The organism is Falsiruegeria litorea R37 (assembly GCF_900172225.1).
Classification (GTDB): domain Bacteria; phylum Pseudomonadota; class Alphaproteobacteria; order Rhodobacterales; family Rhodobacteraceae; genus Falsiruegeria; species Falsiruegeria litorea.
Map to the genome: position 1 here is coordinate 406,585 of NZ_FWFO01000001.1, position 26,462 is coordinate 433,046.

Below are 26,462 nucleotides of genomic sequence, written 5' to 3' on the forward strand. Positions count from 1 at the left end.
CACAGCTGACTACGCCAACCGATTGGGTTCCGGTTTTCCGACGCCCAAGCACACAAGGCGACAGGTGACAAACCGACGGGGGTGGTCCGAAAATCACGGAATTTGCCTACATGGGTCAGGTGTTAAGCAATTGAAGATGTATAATTTGGTGTTCTGTTCGGGCGCTAATAAATTCAAAATGCATATCACCACCCGAATCCGGGCGGTGATATGATTGGTCTGATAACAGTCGAGGGACTTGGGATTAATTCTGCGCGCCAACGAAATGTGTATCTCCAAGGACAACCAGAATTTCGTCTCCGACGTCTGCGGCGTATCCGTCCCGCACCAATTTCGACACACGTTCCGCCGATGGACTGTTTGCAGCGACACGCCAGACCAGCGAAAACGAAACCGCCGCCTGCTCGGGGAGGATCGGAAACTCAACGTTCAGTGTCCCCTCGTAATTTGCCGGGATCTCGATGTCGGCGGAAATCTCCTGATCCTGGGCCGTCACCTCGGCTGAATGCTCGAATTCCAAATCGTTGATCTTCATCGCGATCATCGCCCCTTCGGGCACATTCCGGCAGCGGGCGACAAACCGGAACTGCGCCGGAACATCGTCGTTGTTGTAAAAGGCCAGCGGTTCGTTTCCGGTCTGAGACACGTTCACATTATGCCAGCCGGCCGCACCATTGTAGGTGATCCAATGGGCGGAACTGCCGTTGTTCCAATTCGCCCCACTGATCGACGCTGGATCATTCGAAAAATACTCGGTCTGCGCGCAGACAATCAGACAGTAGTGTCCGGCACCAGGCGGTTCGAAACCAAACGAGGTGTCGCAGGCGGAACGTTCGCCCGGGCGGATCGCCTTTTGATCGTTGATGTTCACCAGGTCTGCCGTCTGTTTGCTGCCATCATAAGTGAACAGTTGGGTCCACGAGGCAGGCGGCTGGTTGAACCCGTTCGAGGTGAAGTAAATCTTGATCTTGCCCTGTTTGATCGGCACCTGAAGGTTCTTGTTCTGACCTCGGCCGTAGGTGTTGTTCTTCAAACCGGGTTGGGGACCCCACGTTGTCTGGTCCCACTTGGTGATCATGTCATAGGGGTCCAAGGTGGTGAGGCCATTGATCAGCACATCCGGGCTGGCCGTGAATGAACCGGTTTTGGGGATCAGCCCGTCATTGGACGTGTTGCATCGCACCAGCATGCCATACCAGAGGCGATAGGCATTGTTGGCGGCTCTTTGACAGTCGGGCGGGTTGATGCCGGTTGCTGCGTTCATGTATTGGGCCAACAGATCCGCATCCATCTGCAGCTTTTGGTCGCTCCAGAAGGTGTCGCCATAAAGATTGCCGACGATGGCGGCCAGCAGGTTCAGGTCGCCAGGTGGTGGAAGTCTGCGCCAAACCGTCTTTAGGGCAGTCTGCGCGTTGTCGCCCTGGTTGAAACATTTCAGCCCCAAGTCCCAATATTTCTGGTTCGGGCCTGCTGTAATTTCGGGCACTGCGTACATGTTCATTGGAAATCTCCTGAATTCCCCCGACACTGGATGGATGCCAGCGTCGGGGTAGATGGGTTCAGTTATTTCTATTTTTTGGAAATGTATCTGACCCGGTGCTCACATTCCGGGGCAGTTTGAATTCCGGTGGCTCAGCACTTGCCGAAGGTTTTGGTCACTATGACCTTGCCAGCGACGCTGATCGTCACCCGGACACCCGTGGGGATGCCAAATGTCGTGCAGATGTGCAGGCAGGCTTCGGCTGCGGTGCCGTTGGGAATGATGCTGGGGATCGGAAGGCAATATTTTCCGATGCCCAGGGGCAGGTTCAGACAAACCTTGCCGTTTTCCACGGTGACCGCGATACAGCCACCCGCAACCGCCAAATGGCCATCATCTGCGGGGTTGACTGCAGTTGCATCCAAGGCGCCATCAAAATGCGCGCGGGCGGCGTCCAATGCGGCTTGAACAGATTTGTCGTCGAAGCTGTGAAATTCGTTGGCCATGGTATTTCTCCTTGTCAGAAATCAGTTTTGGTCGGCTGCGAGCCTGCTTGACTGAGACAGCAGGAGTGTCTCGCCGCACCTCAAAGAGTTGCTCGAGACAGCTGAGGAGTCCCGAAAGACTCCCGAAATCCTGACGATGTTTTTCGGGTGGTAACGGATCGTGTTTCTTTGGGAATTTCAGAAAGATTTCAGGAAGAACTCAGGACTTCACTTTGGATCACGGCCACATTCGAGGGGGCAACTCATCCCAGAAACTGCGGTCGGCAAGCCCCCTCAGAGTTGCCCGCCGATCGCATCAGTCATTTAACGAGTAACAAGAACAAGCGAAGTGTTTGATGGTATGGAGCTGAGCATAGTCAGAATGACGGATATTCAGATCTTTCCATATTTTAACTCGGTGTCGCTTGAGGTGTTTCCTTGCTTGGAGGCCTCCGAGGGCAGACATGCGTTCGGAGGTTTCCAAGGAATGGCCTACGAAGCCTTGGAAGTGCACGACTTTCGCGTCACCGGCGAGCTAAGCGTTGGAGCAACCTACATAGGCGTTGGCCGAAACGAGGCGAGCGAGCAGCGGCAAACCCATTGGATGTATTGCACTCAAGTTTCGCCCCATCCGGTCTTTGGAATATCGAAAAATCACCGCATACCAAATGTATCGGGGCCGGCCCCATTTCTTGAAACATCCCTGTTTGTACATCTGGAACCGCTACGAAACATCGTTGGGTTGAACGTGACGCCGGTGACCCATCACAGCATTTCCGAGTTTCGGCTTGGTGAAGAGGGCGAGCTGATTTCCTCGGCTTTCGGAACTCCCAACATTATGGGGGTTCAAGTTCATTCGCCTTTTCTGCCTCCACATTTCTTAACTGGGGCACGTGACTTGGTCATCGCTGCGGAATCGGAACGCACGGGGCAGGTAATGGTGATGCAACATTTAACCTGCTTGCGTGCTTCGGCCCCTGCGATCTTCGTTCAAGAAGAATCGTCATGATCGTCGAAGCCGCACCTCCTCCATCTCAGAGTCGCTGTGGGTCTCGATCCATCAGCACCGGAAATCACACAATCACACCGGCTCAAGGGTCCCCATGGAACGTCCGCTTTCCGGGTGTCGCTAACTTAAATGTTGAACAAGGTGATGCATTGTTCAATCTTAGGTATAAGAGTGAGAAGGCCGATCCCGGGGAGTTGCTCTGTGTGAGTGCTGACGATGTACGAGTTGAACGGATTTCACTCGGGGAAACGATCTATGTTCCCGAGCACGATCAGCTGTACCAAATCGGAGGTGCACCGGTCTATTTGCGCGCCCAGTCATCCAAGGTTCTGCAGTATTTGGCGCAGCGATTGGGCCTTTTGGTCACGCGCGAAGAGCTGATCAGCCACGTTTGGCGCGGCCTTGCGGTTACTGATGACAGTTTGACCCAGTGTATTTCAGATCTAAGGCGCGCCTTGGGGGACAAGGAGCGCAAGGTTCTCAGAACGCTTCCCAAGCGTGGTTTTGTACTGAATGGCGAGGTTATTCCGGCCGATCAAATGACCGTCGAAGCCAGTGTGCCTGTTGTTCAATTGGATGACCTGGTTCAACAACGCAGCCCAGAGGTGATCGCCAGCATTGTGAACTGGAAAGGCGTTCAATCTCCCGAATTCCAGTCACAGGCTGCACTTGTCTCCTCCGGATCCTCTCAGATGTCTGTCAAACAGATCCGCTTCCCCAGCGTGCCCCAAGCAGTCGCTACGTGCAGGCAATGGGCCAGCAAACATGGTGCGATCATCGCGTTGACCTTGCCAGGCGAGCCATTTGATGAATTGTTGTCGGCAACTCAGTCTGGTGAGATCCTGGTCAGTGTCGAAGTTCGCGAGCTGGCGCAGCACCACCCAGTTTTGTCTTTCGAAGACCTGGGGCATTTCAACGAACAATCGTTGTCTCGCGCCTTTCGATTGGCGCCGGACGGTTCGGATCTGGTTATTGAGCCAGATTTCAAAGGTCAGCCACTTCTTCCCGCTGTGGCCGTGTTACCCCTTCAGAACATTCAGGGAAATGAGCCGGATGTTCTTGGGACGGTTTTTGCCGATCTGGTTTCCGGCACGCTCAGCGCGGCCGAGGAAATAAATGTCATTTCGCGGCTTTCCACTGCGGCCTTCTCTCGGGGAAAGCCGAACATGGCCGATGTTGGGCGCTTCCTTAAGGCCGAATTCGTGCTGTCTGGGTTTTTCATTCGCCGTGATGACAGGATGCAACTGAATCTAGAGTTTGCCGAGGTGTTGAGCCGCCGAATGTTGTGGTCCTATCGCCTTGACGTGTCGATCTCGGACTTGTTGGGAGAGTTTGAGGCAGCATATGAGATTGTTGCCAAAATCCGGCGCGCCATTCTGATCAACGAGATCCGACGGGCGAGCATCAAGCCGCTGGGGGATTTGCAAAACTACTCCTTGATGCTTGCAGCCGTGGGGCTGATGCATCGCCTGTCCCCGCACGAATTCTCCAAGGCCCGCAAGTTGCTGGATGTCTTGGCCGACCGCGCCCCCAATCACCCCGCGCCTTTGGCATGGACCGCAAGGTGGCACCTTTTGAGGGTTGTCCAGGGATGGTCGGATGACCCCGCCAAAGACGCGCAGGCGGCTTTGGGTTGCACTGGGCGCGCGCTGGACGCGGATCCCGAAAACGTGCTTGCGCTGGCTTGCGAAGGTCATGTGTTGACCAATTTGACCCACCGGTTTGATGAGGCCGAAGATCGCTATAACCTGGCGCTGGAGAACAACCCAAGTGATCCCAATGCGCGCGCGCTGCGGGGCATGCTGCTCGCGTTTCAGGACAGGGGAGAGGAGGGGGTGCGCGACACCGAATTGGCGCTGCGCCTGTCACCCCTGGACCCGCATCGGTTCTTTTACCTCGCTATGGCTGCTGGGGCCTGGTTCACACCCGGAGATTTTGAGAAGGCTGAACAATATGCCAAAGCCTCGTTGCGGTTGAACCGAACGCATTTGTCCACGCTGCGCATGCTTGCAGTCGCTCAACAAAAGTCAGGAAAACATCAGGCTGCCCGTGGCACCGTCGCGGAGCTCATGCGTCTACAACCCGGATTGCGGGTCAACTCATGGCTCAAATCATCACCCAGTGCCGATTTCAGAACTGGACGCCTATTTGCGCAAGCCCTGCGAGAGGCTGGCGTCCCCGATTGACAACAAGGGAGGTCTGACATGACCGCGGAATTTTTCGGAACCCCTCAGGGGGCATATGGAGCCTATGGCGCATACGGTGCCTACGGGGCCTACGGGGCCAGCGGAGCCTACGGCGCGTACGGTGCCTATGGAGCGTATGGTGCCTACGGCTTGCCCGAAAGCCCTGTTGCCGCCGAAGCACTGGTGACAACCCGCGATGGCATTGTCGGGAGCCCTCTGGAGCATCTTCCGTCAGCACGCCCGGGCGTGCCAAACGACGTGCAAAACCTCAAACGTCTTTCGCGCGAAGTCAGGGCGGCGATTTTTGCGTTTGAGCTGAACTCGACAGTCGAGATGTCGGTGGCTGTGGATGAGACCGCTACGGCAACTCTGTGGCGTCGTGTTGATCAAGATCACGGTGCCTCCCGTCCAAGTGTCAAATATCGAGAAATGGTCGAGATGACCGCCCCGCGCCAGGAGGTGTTCGAAAAGCAGCTGGGGTTTCTGGCAGGCTATGCCGATATTCGCCAGGATCGCGGGGCCGAAATCCTGTCCCAAATCTCGGCACCGATCCCGTTCTATCAAACCATTTCCTTTATCGATCCGGCGCGCACTCCGTACACGCTCGAATTGCTGGCGACGGCTTTGCGGTTCACCAACTATTGCGAACAGCAGATGAAGTATGCCTTGGCGGTGAAGCGTCCCATCGAGTTGTCACCCCAAGTGCAACCGATGATCCAGACCCCGACCCATGGTTCGTTGCCAAGTGGTCATGCGACCGAGGCGTTTGTCACCGCGCGATTGATCTGGAAGTTGATGCTGCATTCAGGAACTCCGCAGTATCAATCTGGCGGGCATTGGGGCGAGATGTTGATGCGCCTGGCGTCACGCATCGCAGTCAACCGCACCGTCGCAGGGGTTCATTTCCCGGTGGACAGCGCCGCAGGGGCGGTGCTGGGATTGACGCTGGCAGAGTTCGTTCACGGACAATGCACGGGCGGTGGCTGGACCGCCACCAGGTTCAATGGGCTGCGCTACAGCCCCTCCAGCGATTTTGACTGGCACGGACTTTATGTGGCGGCCGACGATCACCAAAGAACCGAGACCGAAGGCCCCGATGGCGTTTGGGCCAAGGCCAAACAGCGCAGGTCCGACGGAGGTAAAGCACCGGCACTCGGCTGGTTGTGGGACAAGGCCCAAGAGGAGTGGGTCGATTTCGATCCACACAGCTAAGGAGTGTTCCGATGGCTTATGAATGGAAACCAGAGACGGTAGTCGGTGATGCCCCCATTGACGCTGTAACATTCACGCGCCTTGCCTTTGGGGCGCCGTGGGTACCCGATGGCGCATGGTGGTCTGCCATGATCGAGCTGAACGAGACCAGCATCGACGAGTTCGAGCATGCGGTCCAGCAGCACTTCGCGCAGGATTTGTTGGTCCCTGCGGCATATGATGTGAACGATCGATCCGCGCGACCCGGCCGTCAGTATGTGGCAATATTTGCGCGTCGAGCGCTCTTGGAGGATCTGAACCGCCACGGAAACGGTTATGGCGTTGTCAACGTTCACTTGGGTATGGTGACGTCTGCCGACTGGTTGAACTTTGACGCGCAACCCAACGTCGTTTCTTCGATCGAAGTTGCACCGGATACCATTGTCACTGGAATGATCGATGATGGATTGGGCATCGCCCATGAGCTGTTTCGCAAGTCCGATGGGTCGACGCGAGTGGATTATTGCGCCGTCCTGCCAACGCCACCTGACGTGACAGACGCCCATACCTCGCAAGGCAGGGCATTGGATGCCTGTCTGATCGACAGGTTGTTGCAGGATTTGACATGGTCGGATCTGCTGGACGAGGAGTTGTTCTACACGCAAACCGGGCAAATCGACCTTGGCGCTGCCATGTTTTCACCGGTTTCCCTGCAGCGGTCGCATGGAACCCATGTGATGGGCTTGAGCACCGGATACGCGCCGGTTGCAAACGTCACCTCGCGGCCGATTATCTGCGCTGTGCTGCCGCCACGCGTTGTCGAAGATACCTCGGGTATCAGCCTGCTGCCGTCCCTGTGCCTTGCGCTTCAGATGTTGAGCAAACGCGCCTCGCGCTTTCAAACAGACGGGCATCCTGTGCCTTTTGTCCTCAATTTTTCTTACGGGAACTTTTCCGGGCCTCACGACGGGACAGACGAGGTATCGCGGCTGTTCGAGCAATTTTTGGCTGCCGATCCTCGACAAAAGCGTTGGATGACCTTGCCTGCTGGCAATGGAAACCTGGCCCGATCTCATGGGGTTGTAGCATTTAGCGACGATGGCCCCGGCGAAACGAATTTGTTTTTGCGTGTGTTGCCTGACGACAAGACGGCAAGCCATGTCGAGTTCTGGATGCCATACACAGATGCCAGGGCGCCTCGGGACTTTGTCGCAATCACCGTGACGCCCCCTTTCGGGACCGAGAGCGCCACTGTGAATGCTCGGGAGGGGCAAAAGCAAACCCTGCGCGATAGCAAGGGCCGTGTGGTTGCAACTCTGCTTTATACCTATGAACCGGATCCTACTGCCCGTGGAGTGATTACACTGGCGATCGAACCAACGGCCAGCTTGTCCGAAGATCGCGCGCTTGCGCCGTCAGGCCGTTGGAAAATCACGACCAAACGCAGGGAGTTATCACCCGATCAACGCATCGAGGTTTGGATACGACGGGACCAAACCTTGCCAGGATATCGACCCGGGGGACGGCAGTCGTATTTTGACAACGAGGACTACCAGCGCTTCGGCCCCTATGGCAGGCCGTTGCCGGTCGACCCGCCCGGTGACAGTTGCCCAGTGAAACGATCCGGAACGTTGAGCGGGTTTGCCGATGGCAGTTCCCCCATGGTCATTGCGGCCTACACGCACCAATCGCATCAGCTCTCGGATTACTCTGCGGCAGGCCCCCTTACAGAAACGCCCATGTCACCTACGCCGTTTCGTGAAGGTCCGGATGCCGCAGCTGAAGGGGACCAGTCGATTGTCACTTGGGGCGTTCTCAGCGCCGGTTCTCGATGCGGATCTTACGTTCGTCTCAACGGGACGAGTGTCGCGGCACCCCGCGTTGCGCGACTAGCATCCGAGCATATTGGTACGTGCGAACACACTGCCCGCGAATGGCTCGCGCATGCGGTTCAAGAGGCGCCATTCGAGTTAGCCAACAATCCCGCACGTACACGGACGGGGCAGGGTGGTATATCAATCCCGGTCAACTGGAAGGTGGCGCCTGGGCCGACATGACATGGCGGAACTGATAGCTGGTTCAGACTGGGTGTCAGTCGATAGAATACCTGTACAGGAAGTGGATCAAGGTCACACGGTGCCACTTCTGTCTACCCTGCGCTCAGGCCGCCAAAAAAGCTGAAAAGTAAGGCCATACACTGGGGGATTTTGACTGCGTTAAGGTATTTGATCCCAGGGATTGAGGGTGTGATCCTTTCGTTGGATTGAAATCCAACATGGCTTGCCTTTCGGGCAGGGCATTATTCTGCGCCTGGCACCCGTTCCAAGGCTGATCGGTGGGCAACCTGCCGTAACTTCGTGACAATCTCTTCGGGCTTCGGGCGCTTGTTTGCCATGGTCTTCCTCCGTTTTCCTAAACATAGCCGAGGACCACTTCAGTGGGTGAAGACCAGCGCCGAGTGCAAATCGCCTGCGCCGCTTTCGAAACTGGAGGAACTGGGCCGCAAAGGTCCAGCCATTGTCCCATTGCCGGTGACCTTCGTGCCCGAGATTCCGCGCGGGCTGCCGAATTTGATCACGCGAGCGGATCTTGATGCAGCTTCGGGCTCATGCCGTTGGCTTTCGCACGATACGAAAGTTGGTTGAGTGGTTTCAAAGGTATATGCCCTTGCGCCGTTTGCGACTTCAGATGTGCATAAGGTTCCCTGAATACGCAGGGTTTTTCGATCACGATGCATGGCAATCACCAGCGTCACTTGCTGGCTTGGCAATCCGATCAAACACAGCATCGAGGACGAAAAAATGACCAATCTGCTTCAGGATGCAGACGAAAAACTCACTTTTGACCAGTACGCTGTGTCAGACCATTGGCTGGGCGAGATCGATGAAGATGGTCGACCGATACTATCAACATCCGTTGAGACTGTTTTGGATGTTCCATACGAGCTGGAGTTCAATTTGGCGGCCAACCTTGCCGCTGATGTTCAGAACGTCACGGTTGAGGTCTTCTTTGGGGGCGAAAGCATTGGGCGCTTTCTTCATGAAGGCGGGGTTTTCGAAACATATACCTTTGAGCTTACTGGAACGGGCGGCACATCGGATTTGGACTTCAAGATTACAGGTGTGAATTCGGGATCAGACGAAGCAATCGATACATCTGGGGTTGTTCCGTCCTACGAAAAGACGATGAGCTTTCTGGGCTCTGACGTGACTGTCCAAGCCTTCGCGCCAGGACAGAACTTTATCTACCAAGTCCTCAACGGGCAGTTGGTGAAATTTGATCTTGAAACCAACAGCTACACCGAAGCCGAGACGCCCGCAGCGGTCAACGTCAATGCCATTGGCTATGCGACTGAACAGGATCTGATCTACGGCCTTGCCCGCTCGGACGGCGTTGATGCTGTCGGGAAATCCATTTCCCGCAACGATGTCATCGCGATGGATGCAACAGGCAAAACCTATGCGGCGTCACCTGGCATCATGGGGTCCTACATCGGGGACGTTGACGATCAGGGAAACCTTTGGACGTTCAGTGGAAACTTGAACAGGGCTGTTGTGTATGACCTGTCCGAAACCAACCCGGACGGCTCGCTGGTCACGCAGACATTGGACCTGCCTTCTTTGGGGATGTCCACCAGGGGCCTCGCCGATTTGGCGTATTTACCGTCGTCACAGACGTTTTTCGGCGTAGCCCATGGCGGTTCAGCGGGTCAGCCCGGCACTTTGGTGTTGATCGACATTTCCGAAGTCAGCTTTGGTGGTGAGCCCATGGTGACGACCCAAGAAATCGTGGGGACCATCGTGGATGGCGTACAAAAGTCCGGAATCCCGTCAAGCGCGTTTGGGGCAACCATGGTGGATGGAGATGGCAACGTGTACATTGGCGCCAACAACGCCGATCACGATCTTGACCCTTCGACACCGACCCAAGGCGGATTCTACAAGATCACAACCGGGGATGACGGTGCGCTCTACATGGAACTTCTTGCCGATGCCCCCAAGGTATCGAGCAATGACGGCGCCCTCGACACACGCGGGGTAGATCCGTTCCTTGGGATCGACTCGTCATCAACCGTTCTGTTGCGCTCGCCCGTTCTGTCGGTTGCTGTCGCAGAAGACGACTATGTGAAGCTGGCCGCAAAGGGTGATGCGGTAACAGTCGATCTTTTGGCCAACGATGACGTCAGCGATGGAGAGAGCCTGACGCTGACCCATTTGAATGGTGCGGAAGTCGCCGAAGGTGACACTCTCACGCTCGTCAACGGAGAGTTGGTGACATATCTGGGGAACGGCGTGATTTCGGTATCGCCAGGGAGCACCCCGCGGGATGTCGTCGCCGAGTTGACGTATTCCATCCGCAATGAAAGCGGCATCACGGACACAGCAACGGTTACATTCGCCACCTCTCCGGTGCAGGGCACGGCCCAGAGCGATCACATGGTCGGGTTCACGGATGCCGATGGCACACACATAGACGGACCAGACGGTCTGAACGACGTGATCCTTGGCTATGGCGGCAAGGACAAGATCTTTGCAGGCCATGGGGATGACGACATCTATGGCGGAGCTGGCAATGACTTCATCCGGGCGCAAAGCGGCGATGACCTTATCTATGGCGAGGCAGATAACGATGTCCTCGACGGGGGAGCAGGTAACGACACGATGTTTGGCGGTACTGGCAACGACACATACTTTGTCGATGCAAGTGGAGACGTCGTCTCTGAGGACGGCGGAGATGGGACCGACACCGTAAAGTCAAAAGTCGATTTCACTTTGGGCGACGGGTTTGAAAACCTGTGGCTTGCGAAGAGCTCGGCAGCGGATGTCGGCGTCGGAAATTCTCTTCGCAACATGATCGTTGGGGCTCAAAACGACGACGTCATCGATGGAAAGGATGGCAACGACAACTTGATCGGCGGGGCCGGAGACGACGAAATTCATGGCGGCGACGGGCATGACAAGTTGCACGGAAACGACGGCGCCGATGAACTCTGGGGGGGATCCGGGAACGACAAGCTTCATGGCGGATCTGGAAACGATGTCGCCTACGGTGGCGACGGAGACGATATTTTGTGTCCGGGCGAAGGCGACGACATCATGTTCGGTGGCGCAGGGCGGGACTTGCTTTCAGGCAACGCGGGCGCAGATACGGCCTATGGCGGTTTGGGTGACGATACCTACAAGGTTTCGGACGTATTCGACACGATTGTCGAGTACGCAGGGGAGGGACATGACGTGGTGCACGCCACAGCAGATTTCTCTCTCTCCGACCATGTTGAAGATTTGCTGTTCTTCAAAGACGGCGACTTTGATGGCGACGGAAACGCGCTTGATAATCGTCTGATCGGGAACGTCGGAAACAACGCGCTGTCGGGGAATGGCGGCGACGACTACATAAACGGAATGATCGGTGACGACATTCTCGAAGGGGGCCTTGGGGCGGACAAGCTCTTAGGGGGCGCAGGAAACGATCACATAGCCGGAGGAGGCGGTGCCGATACGCTTAGCGGCGGAGAAGGGGCAGACGTAATCAATGGCGGCCTCGGAGATGATTTTCTGTATGGTGACGCAGGCTCGGATGTCTTCGAGTTCTCGGTCGATGACGGTCGTGACCTGATCAAAGCCTTCGACACAGCAGAAGACACCCTTCGGTTTCTGGGTGTTGAACCAGACGCCATCACCTGGGCCGAAGTTGATCGCGGAATTTCAATTGATTACGGGAACGATGCGTCCGTAGTGTTGGGCGGTTTGACGTTCGATCAAGCAGACGACATCGAATTCTTCTTCCTTTGAGAAAAATGTGCGCGTCGGTGTTTAACCCGTTCAATGTCCACTTCACATCAGATCGGGGGCAGCGCAGACGCGACACGTCTCCAGTCTTGGGCTGTGCCTAGATGAGGAATATCCTGGCCCTAGAGACGCTGGTTCAAGAAAGCCAGAACATCCTGATACACACCTTCGTCACGCGTATCCGAGGTAAGTGTCGAGTGCCCTTTGCCAGGAAGATCAGGGAACCGCTCCATCGACGGTCCCAGTAGCGTTTTTGCAGCGGTCATGTGCGACTCTCTGCAAATGCTGTCTTTCTGGTAGCGGTACGCTTTCACACACGGAATCGCCTTTTCAGCCTTGCTGGCCTTCACGTTTTGACGTTCGGTTTCGGACAATCCCAAGGTTTCGATGTTGAAGATGAACGGTGCAGAGGGTTGGCACGCGGCGACAGCTTGCACTTGTGGCTCTGCGATGGCGGCAATCGCGAAACCGCCGGTCAAACACATGCCGATCACACCAACATTTTCGTCCGGGTGATTGTCGGAAACCTCTTGAACCAATTCCAGAAGCCAGGCGGTGAAGGGGCGCGCGTTTGATCCGCCTTCGGCCGAGAACAAGTCACGAAATTCGCGGCTTAGGCAAAAGGCCACCGTCGCCATTTTACCCATGTCTGTCCCTGGCGACTTGAAGATCAGCGGCATGTAAACCTTGAACCCTTCGCCAACCATATCGCGGCAATACTGAATGAAACTAGGCGACATGCCCGGCAATTCGTGCAGAACGATCAGCGGCCTGTCTCCGGTCTCGCTCACATAAACTGGCCGCTGGATGGCTGTTCCCATGAACTGTGGGGGTCGAAATTCAGACATGTCCACTTGCTCTGTCATGTTGGTGCTCCAAAATGGGTGTATTAATCGTACTAAAAATAAGAGATAGCGGACTGATCCCGGGGGAACGTCCGCTGCCAAATCGCCGTACCCATTTAGTCGACTTTCAAAACCAGGTTCCCTCGATCACCCGGAACCCGCGTGGGGATTTTGTCTCGGTCGATGTCACCTTTTAAGGTGTAGGCCAAATCCCGCATCACCTGAGCGTCCGAGAAGTACCAATTGTGCGGGCTGTTATCAGGCTCTGGGATTGCTGAGCCATGCCGGTCCCAGTAGTTCCCGCAATTCAAGTCGACAAGCTTGTTCGGCTCGGGCGCCCTTACCCCGACCCGGCCAGCCCGTCGGGATACACCAATACGCTTTGCGTTCGAAACCGTCAGTACGTTGTCGAACGGGTTAAAGTAGTTGGTCAGCCGGGCACAGTGACGGTACAGCGAAGAGGTTTTGGATCGCCCTTCTTCCATCGACTTGGCCGATACGTCCGCCCCCCAAAACACAATCTGAGAAACAGACCATGATTGGGCCGCAATCGCTGGGCGATCATCGGCGTCATCGAAGGCCTCGCGCACCACGTAGCAGCCCATCGAATGCGCCACGACATGCGTGTTGATCCGACAATCAGGGGTCTGTAGCGCGGCAAACGAACGTATCCCTTCGCTGACCAAACGAAATGCTGTCTGTTTGGCGTCTTGGCGGTCTTCGAGGTAATTGAGCGGCGAGTCGGCGCTTGGCCAGTCGAACGCGATGACGACGCCATCAAACCCGTTTTCTTTGAGCCCGGCCTTCACAGCCCGCAATCGCCGCAACACAGTCGAGGTGTCGTGGTTGAAGCCGTGGACGTACATGACGATCTCGCCGTCGGAAAGGCCGTCGTGGGTTCCGGATTTGGCAAGTTCCAGGATTTTGTTGATCCATGCCGTCTTGGAAATTTTTTGAGACGGATTCAAGTCAGTCGCAGCATCAGGAACTTCCAGAAAACGCGATGCTCCGGGTTCATTTCCAAACTCACCTTTCGAGGTGCTACGAACGGAAAAGACATAATCCATAATAATTCCTTTCTTGATGCAAAGGGTAAGCGTAAAAATACTTAAAAGAGTGTAAGCGAATTAACTCTGATTTTCGGTTTTAACACAATTGAAAATTCCAAGGTAGGTCTCTGTTGTGTCTGCAAATTCATGTTCAGCAAACCATGGGGCTGATCATGGCGCTTCGGACAGAAAGTCACGAACACTCTGCAATATTTGCTGTGCGTGCGTATAGGCCAGGGCGTGACCCGCGCCGGTCATGATGTGACTCACCTGATCCGCTCCTGCGGTCCATTGATCGAACAACGCTTTGGCCTGTGGATGTGGAATGGTTGTGTCTTCGGACGCAAAAATGGCCCGAACAGCGACGGGTGACCGTGTAATCGCTTCGTGTTCTGCCTGCATCCTAGTGGCCAACACACCTTTCAATGAGGACAGAAGAGACGGTAAGTATCCGCGATAGCTCAATTCGCGCATCTGCTTATTGGCAATAAGCTGCACCGTTGGATCATCCTTGAAACCCTTTGAGGCATTTTGAAATTGTCGCCGCAGTACGGGCGGCAAAAGCGCCAAGATATGCGGGTCGGTTAATCTGGGATAGCGCTGGGCAAAGGCCCTAAGTCCCGGTGCGCGAACGGCCATGCCCGCGGGAGCGATCAACAAAAGGCGCTCTACCTGGTGCATTCGTTCACTCACAAAGCGGGCCGCAATCGCGCCGCCCATCGAATAGCCGACAACGTTCAGAGGCTGGGTGTTCAGCGACAGCCTGTCCAGCAATTCGGTCAATTGGTGGGTGAACAGCTTGGCCGTCTGAGCGACCTTCGGTCGGTCCGAGAACCCGCGACCGTATAGGTCGTAAGATAGAACACGATAGCCTTGTGCTCTTAGCAGGGGTTTCAGAGGATCCCAAACATAGCTTGCCGTTGACCACCCGTGGATACAAATGAGCAGGGGGCGCGTTGCGTCATCGTCGAGTTCATAGTGGGTCAGACCGTGATTGAGCCGCAGGAATGCCCCAGGTGCGCGGGCACGTGCAGCGCCTGACATGACTTTACGGTTGTTTTCCTTTGCGTGCGAAAAATGCTTGCTGATAATTGCCAAAATAATACTCCAATAAATGATTACGTCGATAAGCTCGCAATCATTCGAGTTTGTTTATCAAAGTGATCTGTTGCAAGGCTGGCGGCAATCCAAAGTTCAGAATTCACGGATTATAAACCAAGTGACGTTGTTTTGGCGTGCCCAGTGTCGATAGTGCATCGACAAGAAGGGCGGGGTGCTCAAAGGCGGCCAGCTGTCCTGCGCGTGGGACAGCAACAAGATCGCACAGGGGGCGGGAGAGCAGCCACGCCTCGATCGGATCGACACGAAACATCTGATTGTCCTGCCCATGAAAGAACCGCAATCGATGGGTTTTAGCCACGTGATCAAGCAAAGGGCACCAGTCCGATGTGGGACACGATGAACGCTCATGGTCAGCTTGAGGGGCTCGCCCATCAGGTGCTCATGGGGCAAAAGATGCTGCACATGATGGAGTCGCAGCCTATGTTTTCGTCAAACCAATGCGGCGTTCAACGTGGCGTGGAACCGTTGCGCGACTTTGCCAAACCCCTCGTCTGTTCCATGAATTTCATCAACCCAATCAGTGATATCGTTCATGGCACCGCGGCAATCCACGACCCATACGTTGTCATGCGTGTCAGCAAGCGAATGGAGCATGTCGTAAAGGTGGTCGATCAGACGGATCACGATTTTGCGACGTAGATCACGCTGAGCCTGCGTTGCTGTTGGGAACTGGCGCCGATCCAGTGGTTGCCCAAGCCATTCGTTATTGGCGGCATGGATGGGATTGCGCGGATCGTTGGATACATGCGGATAGGGGAACGTATAATCGTAACCATGCACAATGATGGGCAACGTCTGTAAGCCTGGCTCGTTGTGCACGTCGTTGATCACCCGCGTGTAAGCCAGGCGCAGCGCATCCAGTCGCGAAGACAGGACTGCGGCGTTGATGTGCACATCGATGTTTGTTTCGTCGCCGTTGAATTCGTTGATAATGTCAAAAAGCGCGGACTTGCCAGTGACAGGGTCCTCTCCGATGACGTCGTTGCCGGCAGCTGAGAACAAAAAGGCACGCACCACGTCTTTTTGCTGGCGCAGGTTGGTCATGTATTCTCGCCCTCCCGATTGCTCGGGTCCGTCCACCATGTTTTCGGCCGTATCCCCTGCCGCCGCAAGGGAGAGAATGGCGTACTTGCTTGAAAGATGATCGACAATCTCGTCAATCAGAATGGGGAACTGGAACCAACTGTCACCTTCGGCAACCAGGACGGGTTTGTGGCGGCTGAAGATGCGATCAAGATTGAATGACAGCCGCCGAGCCGTGCGCTCGATGCCATTCCCGGCCTGCATGGCATTTTCAAGCTGAATGTCGTCGGGAATGTCCACGACAAGCTCGGGGTTGGGAACAATGCGAAAATCGAATCCGTTTTCGCCTGGGATCACGTTGGAGTAAGCCCGAAACTCTTTTCGTCTATTTCGATTGGCTGAAAGGGACACATAGGTGTCGTATGAAATTTTGTCCATTTGAAATAACCTTGCAAATTGATGGCCGTATTTTAGGCTAAGCGCATTATACACAAAATTGAATTGAGAAATCACATGGCAATTTCACCGCGTGACTTGGGATTGGAGAATATTCAGGAAAGCCTGGACCGCCTTTCAGTGCGCAAGGATAAGTGGCGGAAAGCCTTGCAGAAAATTGCAAGAGGGAACGGCCACTCGGCAGAGAGTGCCGACCGTCGACTGAAGGCAGAATTGCGCCAAAGGGCGATGGATGAAATCGAATCACCTGAACCGCAGAAGTTCCTGCAATTGACCCCCGGCCTGGGGCAGGAAGGGCATATCGGACCCCGCAACAACATTCTGTCCGGAGAGTTTCTGGAGATCGGAATTCTGACAGCGCGATCGGTCTGCCGGATTGCACAAGGGCTGAAAACAGGTACGGGTTTTTTGGTAGGAAACAGCGTTGTCGTGACCAATCACCACGTCATCGGGGGTCCGGAACAAGCTCGGAACAGTGTTTTCGAATTTCTGTTTGATGACAACAGTATAGGGACACCCCGCAGCACCGTGAGTTTTGTCGCGGATGTGGATCACTTCTTTTGGAGCGATGAAGACCTGGATATCTGTTTTTTGGGCCTGCAAGGTTTGGCGGATATCAAATCCTTTGGCTGGCTGCCGCTGTTGCGAGAAGAGGGAAAGGCGTTGATGGGGGATCCCACCAACATCATTCAGCATCCCGAAGGCGAAAAGAAACGGTTGGTCGTGCATGACAGTATTTTTGCGCTTGTCGACAACGGAACCGACGCCGATGCGTTCTGTTGGTATACGGGGGACACCAACCAGGGCAGTTCGGGATCGCCAGTGCTGAACAGCCGATGGGAGGTTTTGGCAGTTCACCACAAGTCGATCCCCGATACGGATGTGAATGGCAATGTTCTTGACGTCAACGGAAAGAAAATCGCCGAAGACAGATTTGCTGAAAATGCGGCCGAGGTTCACTGGCTAGCCAATGAAGGCGTGCGTGTATCGCGAATTGTGAAAAAGTTTGAGGCAGCCAGCTTTGATAACGAGCAATACACAGCAGTACGTGATGGGTTGTTGGAATTGTGGTCTGATCCTTTGGTTACGGACCGTGCCCGGATGGCTTCTTTTGAAGGGATGAATGGACAGATTTGATACTCGTTAAGATTGAATATTTTTGTTTATTAGGAGGGTGTTATGAAGCGCCTACTAAGTGCCGTTTTTATTTTTGCGGCGGGCATGGCAACGGCTGAGGATTTTGCAGCCAACGACGTGTCCATTTTGCTAGAAGCTCCGCTGCTCAGCAGCGACGCGCGGGTGGCTTTGCCCGAGGTGATTTTCCCAAGCGCGCTATCCGCTGGAGCAGGTGCAGTTGTCGCTGCCGTCAATGGGATGCCGACCGCTGTCGAGCAGATTGATGCGTCGTTGTTCACAGAGCGCCGAGACCAATTGCACGTGTCGTCGATACGGATCGATCCGGGTGCGCCCGGTCTGCATTCGAACTTTGGCCCGTTGGGGCGAAATTTGCAGATCCGACTGGTGGCGCAGCCCGTGACCTTTCAGGGGGACAAGGCGCGGATCGCAGATGAAGCGATCCATCTGGTCTATACCTTCGGGGAAAACCCTGCTGCCGAAACCCCGGTTTGCCGTTTCCGCGTTCTGCCGGAACAGTCTGATATTGACGCCTTCAAAGCGGCGCTGGATGCCTTGGCTGACATTCGCGACGAACTTGCCGGTGTGGGTGTGGACACAGCGGGCAAACCCTTGGGCGTGCACCCCGCGTTTGGTCAACCAGACGCGGCACAGTTGATGGCAACTCGGTTGAGCACCTTTTTGACCACGCATTTGAAACCCGAACGGCTGTCTGCGGTTTCCATTGCAGGGATACCTCCCGGCGCTCCGGAGCCTTGGGTGTTTTTGGCGTTGCAGAAACAAGGAGACAAATTGCTGCCAGTGCCCGGACCTGCCATCGCGCAGTCCGCGACAGATCCGAAACAGGGAAACTTTCAACAGATGCTTAGTTTCGCTTTCAAACGCGACGGAGAAGTGGTTCCGCCGGGAGTGACGCGAAACAACTTACCAGTTGATTGTCTTGCCAACTTCATGTTTCCACCTGTCGGCTTGCCGCAACCGGATGCCGGGCAAGGGGTCAGCACAAGTGTCTTGTTCGGCCCAGGAGCCAACACTCCTGAACGGGCCTCGGTCATCGGCAATGTGATCGCTGACCCGGCTGTTTCGCATTTCTTCAACACTGACTGTGTCAGCTGTCATACCGAAACTCGCAGAGAAATTGATGCCGGTCCTGACGAGGTTGCCGTTGCGGCGCGGATTGCGGCCGATGAACAGATCGCCGTCGACGACTTGCCGCGCAGCCCGGATGGAATGGACAGTACGCTTGACCATTGGAATGTGCGTGCCTTTGGGTGGTTCCCGGGCTTTCCTCAGACAAATGGGCGGGCGCATGCCACGGTGGTGCGCCGCACCGCACGTGAAACGGCCGAAGTGGTGGCTTGTTTGAACGAAGGGGACTGGACCAAATTGGATCAGCCCTGTCTGTCCGAAGACCACACGCAGTACATGGACCAAGGCTGGTCGCATGACATTCGCAGGCTTTATTATCATACCAGCCAGGGCGGTGAGATCATGCCTCTCACCTGGTTTCTGGCGTTGCGGGCACATGATGCGGACGTGCCATTTTCGGCACCAAGCAATCTGGGCCGCTATGGATTGTTGCCTTCGCCGACTGATGGTCACAATCCGCACGGCCTTCCGGTGGGGTTTGCCACCACGCAGACCGACCGGGGGCTTCAGGTCAGCCTGAACTGTGCCGTGTGCCATTCGGCGGATGTTGGAATCAATGGCGAGTTCTTTCGCGTAGACGGGGCGCCAAGCAGCTTTGATTTCGACAGTTTTGGCCAGGATTTGGCGCGGGTGGTGCGCGATACCGGGCAGATGCGTCCAGGGCCTGATGGCGATTTCGTACCCACTGACGGGTTTCTGGCCTTCATGGGGCGTTTGGCTCTGATCGATCCAGCCGAGATGAGCGACCCTGCAGCCTTTACCGCCAAATATCTGAGTTTCGCGTCCGAGTTTTCGGGGCAGATGGCGCAGCGCAGCCCGTTGCATCCGTCAGGTCCGGGGCGCGTCGATGCCCTGACACAGATCGTGAACGCCGTCGCTGTCAAGGATCTTGGCGAGGCGGGCAATCTGGCGACGCCCCGAGCTCCGACCAGTTATCCGTCCCTTTGGATGGCCGAGGACTTGGAGTTTGTTCAATGGAACTTGGCCGTCGCTGACCCGTTTTCGCGCAATTTGGGGCAGGCTTTGGGCGTCTTTGGCAGCGTCAAGCTTTCTGGTCCTGATCTTTTCAAATCCTCTGCTGATACGGAGGCTTTGGAGGATTATGAAAGATGGATCACCGATTTGACCCCGCCAGCGTGGCCAGAAGACCTGTTGGGGCCAATTGATGTAACTTTGGCCGAGCAGGGGCGCGATCTGTTTGCAGCGTCTTGTGAGGGCTGTCACAATGCGCCGCCGTATCGAACAACCGACCCCGATGAGAACCTCAGAGGGGATCAATTCATCCGCGTCAAACCAGTGCCTGCTGCCGTGGTTGGAACTGATGGGGAATACACGCGCGCTTTTACCGGCCGTTGGGCGAAAACCAGAACGCTTTCTACTGAAGCGGATTTGCCGTCGGTGGTGCCTTCGGTCCGGCTGTTGCAAACTGTCGTGGGATCTGTTGTGCGCAAGGCGCTTGGGGCAGAGGCAGGTGCCAAGATGCGGCTACGTCCTGCTGATCATTCCGATTGCGCCGTGACCGAAGGAACACCACGGCCTTGTGCATACAAACCGCCAATGCTCGGGGCGGCCCTGAAAGCCGGACCCTTGGTCGGGATTTGGGCGACAGGGCCTTATCTTCACAACGGATCTGTCCGGACCGTGTACCAGGTGATTTCACCCCCCGACACACGCGAGCCGGTGTTTTTTGTCGGAGACCGCAGGCTTGACGCCAAGCGGATGGGGTTTGCCAGCACCAAGACGGATGACGCCTATCGGTTCGATACTTCGATCCCTGGCAATGGCAATGGTGGGCACGTGTTCTGGGACACGCCGTTCACCCACGACGAAAAGATGGCCATCATCGAATACCTGAAGGACCCTGACCGTTTTCCGATTGATCGGCAATGATCCAAGGCGCGTGGTGAAAGTCTCTTCCACGCGCCTGATCAGCTCATTCGTTTGCGCCCATCGAAGTTCGGAGGAGGACGGCATGAAAGAATGTGATCTGGTCATGTACCGAGGTGCCACATCGGCAGAAGCCATCGCTACATTGGTAAAATACCGGGGGCAAACATCATATGGACAAGCCGACAATTCGGGGTTCGATCAGGTATCGGAACTTTCCAAGGAATTGGCAAATTTCGCGACCCTAAGAAGATGTCATACCATTGTTTGAAGCGTTGATCGCGTTTCAGAAAGAACGACAGGACTTGCCCCAGGTGCTGTCGCGAAAGGGTTGGTTGGCCGACAAGATCGACATCCTTTCGGGCGATGTCGGCGCGAACGGTCCCAATGTGCCATTGACCATCGAGGATCTGAAGGAGGTTCAAAGTGGGCGAGAGGCGGATATCGAGCTTGCCACAATGACGGCGGATCTGACGTCGCAGCGCCCCCACAGTCTGCCATTGAAGATGCCGAACCAGTATTTCTTTGATCCAAAGGAGATGAGGGCGCTTTTGCCTGACCGGGTCGTGGCCTACATGATCCGCGAGACGGAAGCTGACAAGCAGTTTGGTCCAAATGGCGCGATGTATCCGGTACCAGTAGGGGACAAGTTCCCGTTTGTTCTGGCTGCGCGCATGTCGCTTAGCTTCCCGATTTTTGCAGGCGGTTCCTGTATGGGCCGACATCGGAGCGCAGCGTTCAGTTGGCGGGTGGGGTGTCCGTAAGGTGTCAATTCAAAAAGCCCCGACAAGATGTGTCGGGGCTTTGCGTGGGCCAAGGGGCGCATAAGTGCTCTGGATTTTAGGGTGCGGTGTCTCGGATGACGAAATGCTTGGTGGTGGTCTCAACCACTTCCCAGAAGCCGCGGAAGCCGTCGGGAATCATGAAGCTGTCGCCGGTCTTGAAATCCCGACGGGTGCCGTCTTCGTGGATCAAGGCACAGTGGCCGGATACGATGTAGCAGTATTCATCCTTGTCGGTGAACGCGTGCCACTTGCCGGGGGTCGAGGTCCAGGTGCCCGCGGACAGCTTGCCATCGGGACTGGTGAAATGCATGCCGACCTTGTGGTGCGGGTCGCCTTCGGTCACGCGGTCGGGCAGATCGGCCAGACGGCGTTCGCTGCGCGAGGCGGGTTCGTCAAACAGGGAAATGACGTGAGTCATAGATGTCGTCTCCTATAAGGAAAAAGGCCCCCGAAGGGGCCTGAGTTTGGGGAGGTAATCAGATCACTTCGTCTTTGAGATAGTACCAGACATAGGCCATGCGCTGACCCATCCGTCGGAACGGGGTTAGCAGGCCGTGGCTGGGCAGGGGCGAGGTGAAAATGGGCAGGTTGAATGCCTCATCCTTCTTGCCTGCGACCAGCTGCGCCATACGGCGGCCCGCCTGGGCCGAATACATCACGCCGTTTCCGCCGTAGCCCATGGCATAGAAAATGCGCTTGTCGGGATCAGGCTGGAAGATGCGAGGCATCATATCGTGGCTGACGTCGACCCAACCCCACCAGGAGTAATCCAGGTTGATGTCTTCAAGCGCCGGGAACTTGCGAGCCAGGTTGGCGCGCAGCAGTTGCAAGTGCTTGTCGTTCTCCGCATCGCGACCCGTTACAGCTGAGCGCGAGCCGATCTGCACCCGGTTGTCGGGCAGCAGGCGGTAATAGTGGCGCAGCGTGCGGGTGTCGGTCAGCGGCGACATGGTCTTGATGCCGCACTCGTCCAGTTCCGATTGGGTCAGCGGACGCGTTACCATCGAGTTCGACAGGATCGGCATCAGGCGGTGCTTGGTCTTGGAGTTCAGGCCCGGCGGCGTGTAACCCGCTGTCGCCAGGGCAACGTTCTTGGTCTTTACAATGCCGCCCGGTGTGCGGACGTGGTGAATGCCGTTCTTCGTCTCCCATCCCATCACCGGGCTACCGGTGTGGATTTTGACGCCCAGGCGTCGGGCCATGTTCACATATCCGAACGCCAGTTTTCCGGCGTGGATACAGGTGCCATCAGGCTCCCACATCGCACCATGGGATTCCTGGTCATTAACGTGCTCGGCATGGAGTTCGTCCTTACCGATGATGCGCGAGCCATAGCCAAAGGTGCTGTTAAGCAGGTCGCTTTCGTTTTGCAGCCCTGCCATCACCTTTTCACGGTGCGCGATGTAATAGTGGCCGCCGGTCTGCGGATCGCAGTCGATGTCGTCGCTGGCAATCAGGTCATTGAACAGCTCAAACGCCTCGGACACTTCGCGATGCATGCCTTTGGCCACATCGACGCCCCAGCGTTTGATCCATTGCGACCGTTTGAGGCGACCAGAGGAAATCTGGGCCTGCCCGCCGTTGCGGGTCGAGCAGCCCCAGGCCACGGTGTTGGCCTCAAGGACCACGGCCTGAATGCCGTGCTCCTTGGCGAGGTGAATGGCGGTCGACAGGCCGGTATACCCCGACCCGACGATCACAACATCGGCCTCCATGTCGCCAGACACGGGGCCATCATCAGCCGGGGGTGTGCCCGCAGTGCCGATCCAATAGGTCGGCGCATGATCACGGTTGTGTCCCGGGCCAGCGTCAATGATCGGATCGTACTTCGGATCATAGCTGGTTTTGGGCCAGTGACGAGGGATGCTGTTGTCCACCATTCTTAACTCCTCCGGTTGCGGCGTGCCGCCTTAGGCTTTGAACATCGGGCGCGACTTGCGCAGCGCCTGCTTCACGGTGAGCAGACCGTCACGCACGGTGAACAGATCGGCGCCTTCGGCTTCAACCCGCATGCCGTCTGCATCGGTGCCCGAGAATGTCCACTCGGACACAGCGCGGTCACCGTGGACAAAGTGGCTGTGGTGATCCCAATGCGCATCTTTCATACCGGCCCAGACGGCCGAGAATGCGGCGGCGATGGCTTCTTTGCCTTCGACCTTGTTGCCGTATTTCTCGTCACCGCCGACGGTGTAGAACACGCAGTCATCGGCAAAGTGGGTCATCACGCCGTCGATGTCGTGACGGTTGAACGCGTCGAACGTGTCCGCCAGGTCCTGCGCGGTCAGGGTTTTGGTCATTGCTTTTTTCCTCTTGAGTTAAGCGTTTCGAGATCAGGTTGGCGCGCAACATGATGTCGAAAGGCTTTCTGCCCCGTTGGGGGCAGGGGCCGCCCGCGCATCTCCCTTGGGGAACACGCGGGCGGCCGGGTCTTACAGGTTTACCCTTCGGTCGGGTGAGGCACGATCAGTGTCGGGATGGCCGAGCGGCGCAGAACGCGCTTGGCCACGGTGCCCAGGAAGGTGTGCGAGAAGCCGTGGTCGTGGGCCCCCAGTACAATCAGGTCGCAACCCAGCTCTTGCGAACGACGCAGGATCACTTCGGCCGGGTGGCCATCGGTGACCTCGATCGAGGCAACCTGATCCTTGATCTTGGCGTCATCCCCTTCGAGCTTGGACCAGAAGTTGGCTTGCCGCTCGGCCAGAACCTTGCGCACCATCTCGTGGCGTCGCTCGATCGCGTTCTTGCGGCTTTCCTCACTCATGATGAACATTTCCATCGTGACCTTGGCATCATCCGACAGAGGCTCGTTCACGTGCAGTACGTGGATTTTGGCCCCTGTGCTTTGCGCCAACGCAGCAGCGTGACGCAAAGCATATGTCGAGTTGTGCGACAGGTCGGTGGCAAACAGGATATGCGTAACCATTGGTTCCATCAGTGTATCCTTTCAGGTCAATAGCCAAAGACGCGTGGGAGCCACAGCGACAGTTCAGGGAAGAAGGCGATGATGAAGATCGCGATCGTGTTCACGGCTGCAAACGGCAGCGCACGGAGCGAGATCTGTTCGATCGAAATGTTCGAGATGCCCGATGCGATGAACAGGTTTTCACCCAAGGGTGGCGTCTGGAAACCAATACCCAGGGTACAGACCATCACCACGCCAAAGTGGATCGGGTCGATGCCCACCGAATAGGCCACGGGCAACATCACCGGAACCAGGATCAGGATGGTTGCCAGTGTCTCCATGAACATGCCCACGAAGAGCAGGAAGAAGATGATCAGCGCCCAGATGACATAGAGGTTGTCGGTGAAGCTGAGCATGCTGTCCGCGATGATCGCCGGGATCTGGTTTTCAACCAGCAGACGGCCGAACACGGTTGCCGTGAACAGGATCAGCAGAACACGACCTGTCAACCAAGTGGTGGCTTCAAGCGCTTGGAACAGCTTTTCCCAGGTGATTTCACGATAGATGACCACGCCCACAAACAGGGTGTAGAAGATCGCAACAATCGCAGCCTCGGTCGGGGTGAAGAAGCCGGTATAGATACCACCCAGGATTACCATCGGCGCCATCAGAGACCAGAAACCACGGTACATTTCGCACCCTATGTTGCGCATGGACCAGCCTTCAGCCGAGCCAGAGTAGCCCCGCTTTTTTGACATGAAGTAGTTCAGCGTCATGATCGAAGCAGCGATCAGGAAGGCGGGGACAAAACCCGCGATGAACAGCTTCGAGATCGAAACCGACTGGAACGTGCCGAATTTTTCGACGGCTTCAGGCGGAGCTGTGAAGCCCAGGGCCGCGATGCCGAAGATAACCATCGGGATCGAAGGCGGGATGATGATGCCCAAACCACCAGACGAGGCGGTGATGGCAGATGCATAGCCGCGCTCGTACCCGCGGTCGATCATTGCCGGGATCATCAGCATGCCGACAGCAGCGGTGGTCGCCGGGCCAGAACCCGAGATCGCGCCGAAGAACAAGCACGCCATAACGGTCGCAGCTGAAATACCACCGGTGAACGGACCGGCAAGGCTTTCGGCCACGTTGATCAGGCGTTTCGAGATGCCGGCCGCCTCCATCAAGGCACCAGCAAGGATAAAGGCAGGCAACGCCATCAGTGGGAAGGACCCGACCGAGGTAAAGGCGATCTGCACGAATTTGATTGGGTTCTCATCCAGATAGAGGAACGAGATCAGCGATGCACACCCAAGCGCGACCGTGATGGGCGCACCGATGAGCAACAAGAACAGGAAGGTTCCAAACAGGATGCTTACGATTTCAGATTCCATGACTACTCCCCCCTAATCAGTTGGATTTCGCTGCGTCTGTGGCAGCTTTGATTTCGTCGAGGTCGATCTGATCGGGATCAGCGATTTCTTCGCCTTTGATCAGTTTGCGATAGTTCACCTGAATGACGCGGATGGTCATCAGCGTGAACGCAAAGGGCAGCACCATGTAGATGTACTTCATCTCGATGCCCAAGGTCTGGGATTTCCAGAATTTGTTCATCTTGTTGAAGACGAAATCAGAAGCCAGGTAGATGAAATAGACGTTGAAGAAGAGCCAGAAGATGTCGGCAAATGCTTCGATGTATTTGATCGCGCCATCAGGCAGGAAGCGGAACTGGAAGGTCACCCGGTTGTGGGCCCCTTTCAGCGCGGCGTAGCTTGCGCCGAAGTAGACGAACCAGACGAACATGTAGACGGACAGTTCTTCGATCCAACTGAATGAAAAGCCGAATACCTCGCGGGCGATGATTTGTGTGAACAACAGAACGACGAATCCGGACAGAAGGATCCGGCAGATGACGCTTTCTATGTTGTCCAGGAATTTCCAGAACATTTCTTGTTACTCCTCCCTGAGAAAGGAAA

Annotated in this window: 22 protein-coding genes; 8 read left to right on the forward strand and 14 right to left on the reverse strand. The window is 56.0% G+C overall.

Going from position 1 to position 26,462, the window contains the following annotated elements; genetic code table 11:
* Nucleotides 1-244 precede the first annotated feature (244 nt).
* The gene (locus TRL7639_RS02075; protein WP_085794143.1) at nt 245-1,501 is read right to left on the reverse strand and encodes a hypothetical protein; all 1,257 of its coding nucleotides are present in this window, start codon (nt 1,499-1,501) and stop codon (nt 245-247) included.
* A 131-nt stretch (nt 1,502-1,632) separates the two neighbouring features.
* On the reverse strand, nt 1,633-1,986 hold the full coding sequence (locus TRL7639_RS02080; protein WP_085794144.1) for a hypothetical protein: 354 nt from the start codon (nt 1,984-1,986) through the stop codon (nt 1,633-1,635).
* Nucleotides 1,987-2,347: 361 nt separating this feature from the next.
* Here TRL7639_RS02080 and TRL7639_RS02085 point away from each other — a divergent pair, with 361 nt between their 5' ends.
* The 4 genes from TRL7639_RS02085 (at nt 2,348) to TRL7639_RS02100 (ending at nt 8,408) form a co-directional block, all read left to right on the forward strand.
* The gene (locus TRL7639_RS02085) at nt 2,348-2,974 is read left to right on the forward strand and encodes a hypothetical protein (protein ID WP_085794145.1); all 627 of its coding nucleotides are present in this window, start codon (nt 2,348-2,350) and stop codon (nt 2,972-2,974) included.
* Between the two features lie 203 nt (nt 2,975-3,177).
* Nucleotides 3,178-5,160 carry a winged helix-turn-helix domain-containing tetratricopeptide repeat protein gene (locus TRL7639_RS02090; protein WP_165759722.1) on the forward strand — a complete coding sequence of 661 codons (1,983 nt, stop codon included), beginning with the start codon at nt 3,178-3,180 and terminating at the stop codon, nt 5,158-5,160.
* Between the two features lie 18 nt (nt 5,161-5,178).
* Entirely contained in the window at nt 5,179-6,372 is a 1,194-nt protein-coding gene (locus tag TRL7639_RS02095) for a phosphatase PAP2 family protein (protein ID WP_085794147.1), read from the forward strand.
* An 11-nt stretch (nt 6,373-6,383) separates the two neighbouring features.
* Entirely contained in the window at nt 6,384-8,408 is a 2,025-nt protein-coding gene (locus tag TRL7639_RS02100; RefSeq protein WP_085794148.1) for a S8 family serine peptidase, read from the forward strand.
* Nucleotides 8,409-8,785: 377 nt separating this feature from the next.
* Here TRL7639_RS02100 and TRL7639_RS22970 read toward each other — a convergent pair whose 3' ends face one another.
* The gene (locus tag TRL7639_RS22970) at nt 8,786-9,106 is read right to left on the reverse strand and encodes a hypothetical protein (RefSeq protein WP_165759723.1); all 321 of its coding nucleotides are present in this window, start codon (nt 9,104-9,106) and stop codon (nt 8,786-8,788) included.
* 46 nt (nt 9,107-9,152) lie between these two features.
* Between TRL7639_RS22970 and TRL7639_RS02110 the strand changes: the two genes are divergently transcribed.
* Nucleotides 9,153-12,143, forward strand: a complete 2,991-nt coding sequence (locus TRL7639_RS02110; protein WP_165759724.1) for a calcium-binding protein — start codon at nt 9,153-9,155, stop codon at nt 12,141-12,143.
* Between the two features lie 119 nt (nt 12,144-12,262).
* Here TRL7639_RS02110 and TRL7639_RS02115 read toward each other — a convergent pair whose 3' ends face one another.
* The 5 genes from TRL7639_RS02115 to TRL7639_RS02130 all read right to left on the reverse strand — a co-directional run bounded on the left by TRL7639_RS02115 (nt 12,263) and on the right by TRL7639_RS02130 (nt 16,692).
* On the reverse strand, nt 12,263-13,006 hold the full coding sequence (locus tag TRL7639_RS02115) for a dienelactone hydrolase family protein (protein ID WP_085794151.1): 744 nt from the start codon (nt 13,004-13,006) through the stop codon (nt 12,263-12,265).
* A gap of 95 nt (nt 13,007-13,101) precedes the next feature.
* Entirely contained in the window at nt 13,102-14,052 is a 951-nt protein-coding gene (locus TRL7639_RS02120; protein WP_085794152.1) for an alpha/beta hydrolase, read from the reverse strand.
* Between the two features lie 153 nt (nt 14,053-14,205).
* Complete coding sequence (locus TRL7639_RS02125; protein ID WP_085794153.1) at nt 14,206-15,078, reverse strand: alpha/beta fold hydrolase; 873 nt, start codon at nt 15,076-15,078, stop codon at nt 14,206-14,208.
* A gap of 157 nt (nt 15,079-15,235) precedes the next feature.
* A complete protein-coding gene (locus TRL7639_RS22975; RefSeq protein WP_165759726.1) occupies nt 15,236-15,406 on the reverse strand; it encodes a hypothetical protein in 171 nt (56 codons plus the stop codon).
* Between the two features lie 179 nt (nt 15,407-15,585).
* Nucleotides 15,586-16,692 carry a hypothetical protein gene (locus tag TRL7639_RS02130; RefSeq protein WP_133057595.1) on the reverse strand — a complete coding sequence of 369 codons (1,107 nt, stop codon included), beginning with the start codon at nt 16,690-16,692 and terminating at the stop codon, nt 15,586-15,588.
* Between TRL7639_RS02130 and TRL7639_RS02135 the strand changes: the two genes are divergently transcribed.
* The 3 genes from TRL7639_RS02135 to TRL7639_RS02145 all read left to right on the forward strand — a co-directional run bounded on the left by TRL7639_RS02135 (nt 16,693) and on the right by TRL7639_RS02145 (nt 21,569).
* Nucleotides 16,693-17,772, forward strand: a complete 1,080-nt coding sequence (locus TRL7639_RS02135; RefSeq protein WP_085794155.1) for a trypsin-like serine peptidase — start codon at nt 16,693-16,695, stop codon at nt 17,770-17,772.
* A gap of 42 nt (nt 17,773-17,814) precedes the next feature.
* A complete protein-coding gene (locus tag TRL7639_RS02140; protein WP_085794156.1) occupies nt 17,815-20,808 on the forward strand; it encodes a di-heme-cytochrome C peroxidase in 2,994 nt (997 codons plus the stop codon).
* 260 nt (nt 20,809-21,068) lie between these two features.
* Nucleotides 21,069-21,569 carry a hypothetical protein gene (locus tag TRL7639_RS02145; protein WP_085794157.1) on the forward strand — a complete coding sequence of 167 codons (501 nt, stop codon included), beginning with the start codon at nt 21,069-21,071 and terminating at the stop codon, nt 21,567-21,569.
* A 76-nt stretch (nt 21,570-21,645) separates the two neighbouring features.
* Here TRL7639_RS02145 and TRL7639_RS02150 read toward each other — a convergent pair whose 3' ends face one another.
* The 6 genes from TRL7639_RS02150 to TRL7639_RS02175 all read right to left on the reverse strand — a co-directional run bounded on the left by TRL7639_RS02150 (nt 21,646) and on the right by TRL7639_RS02175 (nt 26,433).
* Entirely contained in the window at nt 21,646-22,008 is a 363-nt protein-coding gene (locus TRL7639_RS02150; RefSeq protein WP_085794158.1) for a cupin domain-containing protein, read from the reverse strand.
* Nucleotides 22,009-22,066: 58 nt separating this feature from the next.
* Entirely contained in the window at nt 22,067-23,470 is a 1,404-nt protein-coding gene (locus TRL7639_RS02155) for an NAD(P)/FAD-dependent oxidoreductase (protein WP_085794159.1), read from the reverse strand.
* Between the two features lie 30 nt (nt 23,471-23,500).
* Nucleotides 23,501-23,887 (reverse strand): nuclear transport factor 2 family protein, encoded by a 387-nt coding sequence (locus tag TRL7639_RS02160; protein ID WP_085794160.1) that lies wholly within the window; start codon nt 23,885-23,887, stop codon nt 23,501-23,503.
* 140 nt (nt 23,888-24,027) lie between these two features.
* A complete protein-coding gene (locus tag TRL7639_RS02165) occupies nt 24,028-24,522 on the reverse strand; it encodes a universal stress protein (RefSeq protein WP_085794161.1) in 495 nt (164 codons plus the stop codon).
* A 17-nt stretch (nt 24,523-24,539) separates the two neighbouring features.
* Nucleotides 24,540-25,880, reverse strand: coding sequence for a TRAP transporter large permease (locus TRL7639_RS02170; RefSeq protein ID WP_085794162.1), 1,341 nt, complete (start codon nt 25,878-25,880; stop codon nt 24,540-24,542).
* Between the two features lie 16 nt (nt 25,881-25,896).
* Nucleotides 25,897-26,433: a TRAP transporter small permease gene (locus TRL7639_RS02175; protein ID WP_085794163.1), complete on the reverse strand. Its 537-nt coding sequence runs from the start codon at nt 26,431-26,433 to the stop codon at nt 25,897-25,899.
* Nucleotides 26,434-26,462: the final 29 nt, after the last annotated feature.